General features: G+C 69.9%; 9 protein-coding genes. 7 read left to right on the forward strand and 2 right to left on the reverse strand.

The window, feature by feature from the left end; all coding sequences use genetic code 11:
- Positions 1–35: 35 nt before the first annotated feature.
- The gene (locus D7V77_RS37700) at positions 36–299 is read right to left on the reverse strand and encodes a phosphopantetheine-binding protein (protein WP_120581074.1); all 264 of its coding nucleotides are present in this window, start codon (positions 297–299) and stop codon (positions 36–38) included.
- Between the two features lie 19 nt (positions 300–318).
- Positions 319–1,986: an AMP-binding protein gene (locus tag D7V77_RS37705; protein ID WP_120581075.1), complete on the reverse strand. Its 1,668-nt coding sequence runs from the start codon at positions 1,984–1,986 to the stop codon at positions 319–321.
- Between the two features lie 199 nt (positions 1,987–2,185).
- On the opposite strand from D7V77_RS37705, the gene D7V77_RS37710 reads away from it, so the two are divergent.
- From D7V77_RS37710 to D7V77_RS37740, 7 genes are read left to right on the forward strand one after another with little or no spacing between them, the layout of a single operon-like run.
- Complete coding sequence (locus D7V77_RS37710) at positions 2,186–3,133, forward strand: 1-deoxy-D-xylulose-5-phosphate synthase N-terminal domain-containing protein (RefSeq protein ID WP_120581076.1); 948 nt, start codon at positions 2,186–2,188, stop codon at positions 3,131–3,133.
- Positions 3,130–4,167: a transketolase family protein gene (locus D7V77_RS37715; RefSeq protein ID WP_120581077.1), complete on the forward strand. Its 1,038-nt coding sequence runs from the start codon at positions 3,130–3,132 to the stop codon at positions 4,165–4,167. Before D7V77_RS37710 ends, D7V77_RS37715 begins: the two co-directional genes overlap by 4 nt.
- Position 4,168: 1 nt before the next feature.
- Entirely contained in the window at positions 4,169–4,372 is a 204-nt protein-coding gene (gene lysW, locus D7V77_RS44425) for a lysine biosynthesis protein LysW (protein WP_199733962.1), read from the forward strand.
- A gap of 9 nt (positions 4,373–4,381) precedes the next feature.
- On the forward strand, positions 4,382–5,236 hold the full coding sequence (locus tag D7V77_RS37725) for a RimK family alpha-L-glutamate ligase (RefSeq protein WP_120581078.1): 855 nt from the start codon (positions 4,382–4,384) through the stop codon (positions 5,234–5,236).
- A complete protein-coding gene (argC, locus tag D7V77_RS37730) occupies positions 5,233–6,276 on the forward strand; it encodes an N-acetyl-gamma-glutamyl-phosphate reductase (protein ID WP_120581079.1) in 1,044 nt (347 codons plus the stop codon). Before D7V77_RS37725 ends, argC begins: the two co-directional genes overlap by 4 nt.
- A 45-nt stretch (positions 6,277–6,321) precedes the next feature.
- Positions 6,322–7,191, forward strand: coding sequence for a family 3 encapsulin nanocompartment shell protein (locus D7V77_RS37735; protein WP_120581080.1), 870 nt, complete (start codon positions 6,322–6,324; stop codon positions 7,189–7,191).
- Complete coding sequence (locus D7V77_RS37740; protein ID WP_120581081.1) at positions 7,191–8,183, forward strand: sulfotransferase; 993 nt, start codon at positions 7,191–7,193, stop codon at positions 8,181–8,183. Before D7V77_RS37735 ends, D7V77_RS37740 begins: the two co-directional genes overlap by 1 nt.
- Positions 8,184–9,152 lie beyond the last annotated feature (969 nt).

Consider the following 9,152-nt stretch of genomic DNA (forward strand, 5'->3'; position numbering starts at 1 on the left):
GCGGGGAAGGGGCCGCCTTCAGGGGGCGGCTCGGCTCAAGCGGACTGCTCCTGGCGCAGTTCGTCGCACAGCGTGGCCACGGCCCGGAGCGTGTTGAACAGCTCCGCCATGGACACCTCCACGCCCAATTCGCTCTCGATGCGGTTGGACAGGACCGTGGCCATCAGGGAGTTGCCGCCAATCTCCAGGAAGTGGTCCTCCGGGCGCACGACCTCCACGCCCAGCAACTCCTTCCACCACGCCGCGAGCTTCGCTTCCGTGTCCGTGGGACTGGTGGCTTCTTCAGGGCTCGGGTTCATGGCCGTTCCTCCCGCCCGCTCACGCGGGCTTCAGCCTGTCGCGCAGCAGATACTTGCGCACCTTGCCGGTGGCCGTCTTGGGCATCTCGTCGATGAGGTCCAGGCGGTCCGGCCAGTACTGGTTGGACATGCCCTGCTGCTTGAGATGGTCGCGCAGCTCGTTGAGCGTGGGCGGGGCCTCTCCCTCGCGCACCACGACGACGGCGCACACCCGTTCGCCGCCAATCTTGTCGTCTGAGTGCGCGACGACCGCGACCTCCTTCACCTTCGGGTGCGAGTACAGCGCGGACTCCACCTCCACCACGGGGATCTTGTACCCGTACCGGAAGATGACGTCCTTCAGCCGCCCCACGATGCGGATGCCGCCGCGCCCGTCGTCGCGCGCCAGGTCGCCCGTGTCGAACCAGCCCTCCGCGTCCGTCGCCGCGGCGTACACGTCGTCGCGCTTGAAGTAGGTGAGGCACTGGCTGGCGCCTCGCACCATCAGCCGCCCCGTCCCATCCGGATACGGCGTGCCGTCCTCCGCGAGCGCCGGGACGATCTTCGTCTCCATCCACGCCACCGCGCGCCCGTCGCTCTGGCTGGGCCAGTCCGGTGCATCTTCATGCCGGGTGATGGTGACCGCGCCGTTCTCCGTCATGCCCCACAGCGTGTGCAGCCGCACGCCGAACACCTCGCGCACCGCCGCGATGAGGTGCGGCGGCACCGGGATGGAGCCCGTGGCCAGCTGCCGCAGCGAGGAGGTGTTCCGCTGGCGCTTTCGCTGCAACGCGATGAGGTTCATCAGGTACGTGGGAATGCCGTACGTGAACGTGACGCCGTGCTCCTCGAAGAGCTTGAGCGTCAGCTCCGGGTCGCCCACGTCCATGTAGATGGCCGTGGCCCCCAGGAGCATGGGCATCAGGTACGAATACGTGAACCCCGTGGACGCCGTCAGCAGCGACGGCAGCGCCACCACGTCCGTTCCGTCGATGCCCAGCGTGTCGCACAGCGCGCGCGTGATGCCGTAGTTCGTGTTGTGCGAGTGCACCACGCCCTTCGGCTCACCCGTGGTGCCGGACGTATAGAGGATGTTGCACACGTCGTCCGCGGCCGCCGGGGCCACTCCCTCCAGAGACGCTTCCTTCTCCCACTCGCGCTCGATGAAGTGGCGCTCGAAGTCCCGCTCGCCCGCTTGGAGGTCGGTGTTGCTGCCCAGCAGCACCCGGTGGCGCAGCGACGGCAGCACTCCCGCGATGTCGCGCGCCATGTCCCGGTGTGAGTGCCCCGTCCACGACGTGGGCCCCACGTACACGGAGGCCTCCGTGCGCCCCAGGATGAACTCCACCTCGCGCCGCCGGTAGTCCGGCGGAATGGGAGCGATGACCGCTCCCAGCCGCGCGCACGCCAGCGCCAGCGCCGTGAAGTGCCACCCGTTGGGCAGCTGCACCGCGACGATGTCCTCGCGCCCCACGCCCAGCTCGCGCAGGCCCAGCGCGAACCGGTCCATGTATCGCGCCAGCTCCGCGTACGTCAGCCGCGTGATGTCCTTGGAAAAGTACCGTGCGGCGATGATCGCGGTCTTGTCCGGGTGCGCCTGGACGCAGCGACGCAGATCGTCAACCACCGTGGTGTCACGCCACCAACCCTTTCGGCGGTACTCCGAACCCTTCTCCAATGCCGCTGCGTTATGGAAACGCTGCCCCATGCGAAGGTCTCCTCCGAGTGACGCGAAACCGGGGAATGCCGGGCCTTCCGCGCGTGTAACACCGCGAGATTACCGGGCAAGACGGTTTTTTCTTGTAGGTCTATATCTTGAGAAAATCCGCGTTGACGGCGCATGATGCGATTTCCTAGGGTGTCTCACAACAGCCGGATTCCGGGGCTGTAACAGCGACGCTACGGGCATGACTTTCTCGGCGAATCCAACGACCCCCGGGCTGTCGCGCGACGCGCGGACGCCAGATGAACCCACGGCCTCCGGTGGCCCGGTGGTGCCTGCCCGCACCAGTGACGGGGCTGCGGGCGCCGCGTCGGATGCGGGGCTGGCGTTGCTGCCCCGGCGGGCCCTGCGGATCCGGCGGACCATCGTGCGGCTGGCGGCGACGCCGTCGGGCTGTCACCTGGGCGGCTCGCTGTCGATGGTGGAGATTCTGGTGGCGCTGCTGGGCCGGGTGATGCGCGTGGATCCGCGCGCGCCGAAGTCACCGGAGCGCGACCACCTCATCCTGTCCAAGGGGCACGCTGCGGCGGGGCTCTACGCGGCGCTGGCGGAGTTCGGCTTCGTGGACGTGGAGACGCTGGTGCGCGAGTACAACGCGGACGGCAGCATCTTCACCGGTCACGTGAACGCGGCGGTGCCGGGCGTGGAGTTCGCCACCGGCAGCCTGGGCCATGGGCTGGGGTTGGGTGTGGGGCTGACGCTCGGGCATGTGCTGCGCGGGGAACCCAACCGCACCATCGTCGTCTGCGGCGACGGAGAGATGGGCGAGGGCTCCAACTGGGAAGCGCTCCAGGTGGCGTCGCACCGCAAGCTCACCGGCCTCACGCTGATCATCGACCGCAACGGCGGACAGAACGACGGCCCCACCGAAGCCATCCTGTCGCAGGAGGCGTTGGTGCAGAGGCTGGACGCGTTCGGCTTCCAGTCGCTGGAGGTGGACGGGCACGACCTGCCCGCCTTGGTGGCCGCGCTGGAGGCGCCTGTCGTGGGTGGCCGTCCGCGCGCCATCGTCGCGCGGACGCGCAAGGGCGCGGGCGTGCCGATGCTCAAGGGCAAGGGGCCGCACTACGCGGTGTTCTCGCCGGAGCACCTGCGCCGGGCGCTCGCGTCGCTGAGGGAGGACGGCCAGTGAGCGCGTCGCTCGAGTCGACGGTGGACCTGGCCCGGACGCCGGAGGCGTGGCTCGCCGCGCACCCGGAGCTGTCCAGCCGGCTGGTGTTCCGGCACGCGGCGGCGCGCTTCGCGGAGGAGGACGCGCGCGTCGTCTTCCTGGAGGCGGACCTGGGCGGCGGAGGCGATCCGTTCGAGGCGCGCCACCCCCAGCGCTACTTCAACCTGGGCATCTGCGAGGCCACCATGCTGGACATGGCGTGTGGCCTGGCGCACGGCGGACACACGGTCATCGCGCACAGCTTCGCGGCGTTCGGCGTGATGCGCGCGTGCGAGCAGGTGCGGCTGAACCTGGCCTATGCGCGCGCCAACGTGAAGCTGGTGTGCGACTACGGCGGCGTGGCGGGCGCCTTCTTTGGCCCCACGCACCACGCCATCGAAGACCTGGCCGTGCTGCGCGCGATGCCCAACCTCACCGTGGTGTCGCCCGCGGACGGCCTGGAGACGGTGCACGCCACGCGCGCGATGCTCCAGCACGACGGACCGGTGTATCTGCGGCTGGGCCGCAACCGCGTCACCCGGCTGGACATCCCGCGCCCGCCGTTCGAACTGGGCCGCGCAGCGCTCCTGCGCGAGGGCGACGACGTGGGGTTGCTCGCGCACGGTGAGGTGGGCGTGTCCGTGGCGCTGGATGCCGCGAAGCTCCTGGATGCACAAGGTGTCTCCGCGCGCGTGCTCAACGTGCACACGCTGAAGCCGCTGGACGAGGAGGCGGTGCGCGAGACGGCGGCGCGCACGCGGCTCCTGGTGACCGTGGAGGAGCACAACGTGCTGGGCGGACTGGGCAGCGCGGTGTGCGAAACGGTGTGCTCGCTGGACCTGCAGCGGCGCGTGCTGCGCGTGGGCTTGCAGGACCGGTACGACTCGCGCGCCGGTTCGCACGAGGCCCTGCTCAAGGGGCATGGGCTGGAGGGCGGGCAGGTGGCCGAGCGCATCCTGGGAGTGCTCCCAAGAACCCCGGTGTTTGCCGTGGAATCCGCAACGAGGAGGGACTGACATGCAGGTCCAGAACCCGAACCCGATGACGCAGTCCGTGCCGCCGGAGCAGTGCCCGCTGTGCGCGCAGCCGGTGCCGGGCGGCAACCGGATGGTGGGCGAGGTGCTCTCCTGTGGCGGCTGTTCCGCCGAGCTGGAGGTGGTGGGCGTCAACCCGCTGCGGCTCGAGGAAGCTCCCGAGGTCGAGGAAGACTGGGGGGAGTAGCCCCGCGCCATGCGCAAGGTCGACCTCGTCTATACGCGCGTGCGCACCGAGGAGAAGCTCCTCCTCGAGGCGCTGCGCAGGCGCGACTGCGCCGTCAACCTGGTGCAGGACTCCGGGATGGTGCTGTCCATGGACCGGCAGCGCGTCACCGAGGCCGACACCGTGTTGATGCGCAGCATGTCCTTCACGCGTGCGCGCTACCTGGCCACGTTCCTGGAGATGAAGGGGCTGCGCGTGCTCAACAGCGCGAGGACCATCTCACTGTGTGGGGACAAGGCGCTCACCAGCGCCGCGCTGGCCGCGAAGGGCGTGCCCATGCCGTGGTCCTTCGTGGCCTTCGACGAGGACGCGTGCCTGGAGGCGATTGAGAAGAAGGGCTACCCGGTGGTGACCAAGCCCGTGCTGGGCAGCTGGGGCCGGATGGTGGCCCGGTTGGATTCGCGCTCCGCGGCGGAAGGCGTGCTGTCCACGCGCTTCGGCACCGGCGGCGCGCAGGACCACGTGGCGCTGGTGCAGGAGTACGTGGACAAGCCGGGCTACGACCTGCGCGTCTACGTCATCGGCCGCGCGGTGGGGGGCCTCAGGCGGCGCTCAGAGCATTGGATCACCAACACCGCGCGAGGCGCCGTGCCGGAGCGCTACGAGGTGCCGGTGGTGCACGCGAAGCTGGCGGAGGCCGCGGCGGAGGCGGTGGGCGGGGACATGGTGGCGGTGGACCTGCTGGAGACGCGCGGCGGCGACATCTACGTCAACGAAATCAACCACTGCGTGGAGTTCGCGCGCAGCATCGACGAGACGGGCGTCCCGCTGCCGGACCTCATCGCGGAGTACGTCGCGTCCGGAGCCGGAGGAGCCCGGCGATGAGCGTGCGCGTGGCGGTGCTGGGAGCCGCGGGCTACACCGGCGGCGAGGTGCTGCGCCTGTTGCTCGCGCACCCGGCCGTGGAGGTGGTGCAGGCCACCTCCGGCCAGTTCGCCGGCAAGCGCCTGGACTTCCCGCATCCGCACCTGCGCGGAGTGGGGACGCTGCGCTACACGCCGCACGACGCGCTGGAGCCCTGCGACGTGCTGGTGAGCTGCATGCCGCAAGGCGAGCTGCTCCAGCGCTGGCCGAAGGTGTCGCGGCTGGCGGAGCGGGTGGTGGACCTGAGCGCGGACTTCCGCCTGGACGCCGCGGGGCACGCGCGCTGGTACGGCAAGCACCCGCGCCCGGATGACGTGCCCGCGTTCGTCTACGGGCTTCCGGAGTGGATGGGAGACGCGCTGACGAACGCGCGCCACGTCGCGGTGCCCGGCTGCATGGCTCACGCGGGACTCCTGGCGCTGCTGCCGCTGCTGCACGCGGGGCTCGTGCGTCCGGACGTGCTGGTGGTGGACGCGAAGACGGGTTCGTCTGGAGGCGGCTCCACGCCAGACCGCTCCTCGCACCACCCGGAGCGGGCGAACGCGCTGCGCTGCTACAAGCCGGTGGGCCACCGGCACACGGGCGAGTTGGAGGGCGTGGTGGCGCGCGTCACCGGACAGCAGCCCACCATCCACTTCAGCGCCACGGCGGTGCCGGGAGTGCGCGGCATCCTCGCGACGGTGCACGCGTTCGCGGCGCGACCGGTGGAGGAGTCGGAGGTGGTGCGCGCCATCGCCACGCGCTACCGCGAGAAGCCCTTCGTGCGGCTGCTGCGCCCCAGTGCGTCGCTCTCTCCGTTCCCGGAGCCCGGGCCGCTCCTGGGCACGAACCACTGTGACTTGTCGGTGGACGTGGACGCGGAGCGGGGCCGCATCGTGGTGAACGCGGCCATCGACAACCTGGTGAAAGGTGCCGCCGGCACGGCGGTGCATGCGCTGAACCTGATGCTGGGCCGCCCGGAGACGGAAGGGCTGGGCTTCCGCGGCCTGCATCCGCTCTAGACCGCTGTCTGACTCCCGCTTTTTGACTCCGAGGAGCCTCACCCCATGAGCATCCTGAGCACGAAATCGAAGGCGGACGCGTCACTGTCCCCCGGCGCGGCGTTCGCGGCGGCGGTCCAGAAGCACGGCACGCAGGCGCACGTGGACTACGACAACTCCATCGTGGACGCATTCCCCGGCTTCAAGCGCCGTCCGCGCATCGCGGTGCGCGGCATGTTCAAGACGGCCAAGGCCGAGCGCGATCCGGTGCCCTTCTGGTACGAGACGCACCCCCAGGCGAAGCCCACCGGACCGGTGCAGGACGTGGACCTGCGCCCGGAAGCGGGCTTCGAGTTCCACCAGGACACGCAGGCGCTCAAGCCCACGCGCGCGTGGATTCAAGTGCCGCGCAACCTGCTGGAGGATTCCCAGTCGCTGGCGCAGTTCATCGACTTCCGGCTGCTGGTGCGGCTGAACACGGCGGAGAACCAGGCGCTGTGCATCGGCAAGGGCGGGGACGGCGTGCGCGGCCTCCTGCACACGCCGGGCATCGTGCGGCTGCCGGCGAAGAAGAACGCGGTGGCCTCGCTGCTCAACGCCTGCGCGCAGGTGGAGCAGATGGGCGGGTCCGCGGACGGCATCGTCATCAACTCGTTGGACTTCTACGAGCACCTGGTGGGCCAGCAGTCGCTCCTGTCGGACCTGGCCGCCATGGGCATCCGCCTGTGCCGCACGCGCATGGTGAACCCGGGCACCATCATCGTCGGGGACTTCACCGCCGCGGCGACGCTGTATGACAGCCAGCGCTCGGTCATCCGGTTCGCGGAGCCGCCGCCGGGCATCTTCCCGCGCGAGGGACTGGCCGCCTACGGCGAGGTCTACACGACGCTCGCGGTGCACCTGCCCACCCACTTCTTCGTGGCGTCGCTGACCTGATGGCCTCCGCGAGCGCGAAGGGCGAGGGCGCGCAGCTCACGGTCCTCTACATCACCGGCTGGTGCCGCAGCGGCAGCACCATCCTGGGCAACGTCCTCAACGAGGTGCCGGGCTTCTTCCACGTGGGGGAGCTGAGCTTCCTCTGGAAGAACGCGTACGGGAACGGCTCCAACACGTTGTGCGGCTGCGGCCAGCAGCTGTTGGAGTGCGGCATCTGGAACACGGTGTTGACCTCCGACGTGCCGGCGGGCCTGACGCCGCGCGCGCATGCGGCGGAGGTGGTGCTCAGGCAGCAGGCCGCCGTGCGCACGCGGCACACGTTGCGGGTGCTGGACGAGGCGGGGGATTCGCACGCGCTCCAATCGCACGCGGACTTCCTCGCGCGGACGTACCGCACCATCGCGAGGGCGACGGGGAGCTCGGTGCTGGTGGACAGCGGGAAGTTCCCGTCCGAGGCGGCGCTGTTGCCGCGCGTGGAGGGCATCCGGCCGCTGTATCTGCACCTGGTGCGTGATCCGCGCGCGGTGACGCACTCGTGGACGAAGACGAAGCAGTACGTCGTCCCCATGTCCGCCGCGCGCAGCACTGCGTACTGGCTGGGCTTCAACGCCGCGTCGGAGGAGGTGACGCGGAGGTTCCCCGCGCAGTCGCTCTTCCTGCGATACGAGGACTTCATCGCCGCGCCGGACCGCGCCGTGGACACGGTGCTGGACCTGGCGGGCGTGCCACGCACGCAGAACCCGGTGAAGGGTCGCACGGTAATGCTGGGGAAGAACCACACCGTTACCGGCAACCCGGACCGCTTCCGCAGTGGTCCCACGCTCCTGCGCGGCGAGGACGACGCGTGGAAGGGGGAACTGGCCTCCGGAGCGAAGGCGCTCACCGTGGCGCTCGCGTGGCCGCTGATGGCGAAGTACGGGTACTTCAGAGGCGCACGGCGAGCTCCCATCGGGGGGGCCGCGCCGGGTGCGGGCGCGGAGCCCCGTTCCTGAGCCTCCGGACATGACCCCTGTCCTTGCGGATGCGAAGGCGAGAGTCCGGCCAGCCCCCCGTCGGAGGCGTACCGAAAAAACCTGTCCGACAGTCGGACAGGTTCGGAGGTCCGTGGTGGGGAGCCTTCGGGCCAGCCAGGCTCCGGAAACCTGTCGGACAGTCGGACAGGTTTTGAAGAGCCGGGGCCCGGGACCTCGTCCCGCCCGAGCCGAGGAAACCTGTCGGACAGTCGGACAGGCTCGGGGGCCCGTGGCTGGGGTCGGCCGCACCATCCGGGCAGCGGAAAGCTGTCGGACAGTCGGACAGGTTCTGAAGAACCGGGGCCCGGGACCTCGTCCCGCCCGAGTTGAGGAAACCTGTCGGACAGTCGGACAGGTTTTGAAGAACCGGGGCCCGGGACCTCGTCCCGCCCGAGCCGAGGAAACCTGTCGGACAGTCGGACAGGTCTTGGAGAACCGTGGCTGGAGGCTGCTGGTTCATCTGGGCCGCCGAAACCTGTCGGACAGTCGGACCGGTTTTGGCGCACCGCGGCCGGGAGGCTGCTGGTTCATCTGGGCCGCGGACTCTTGTCGGACAGTCGGACCGATTTTGGCGCACCGCGGCTGGGAGGCTGCTGGTTCATCTGGGCCGCCGAAACCTGTCGGACAGTCGGACCGGTTTTGGCGCACCGCAGCCGGGAGGCTGCTGGTTCATCTGGGCCGCGGACTCTTGTCGGACAGTCGGACAGGTTTTGGAACGCCGTCGCTGGAGGGGCTGCCCGCTCCTGCCGGGCCGCGGACTCTTGTCGGACAGTCGGACAGGTTTTGGAACGCCGTCGCTGGAGGGGCTGCCCGCTCCTGCCGGGCCGCGGACTCTTGTCGGACAGTCGGACAGGTTTTGGAACGCCGTCGCTGGAGGGGCTGCCCGCTCCTGCCGGGCCGCGGACTCTTGTCGGACAGTTGGACAGGTTTTGGAACGCCGTCGCTGGA

This window comes from Corallococcus sp. CA041A (assembly GCF_003612075.1).
Classification (GTDB): Bacteria; Myxococcota; Myxococcia; order Myxococcales; family Myxococcaceae; genus Corallococcus; species Corallococcus exiguus.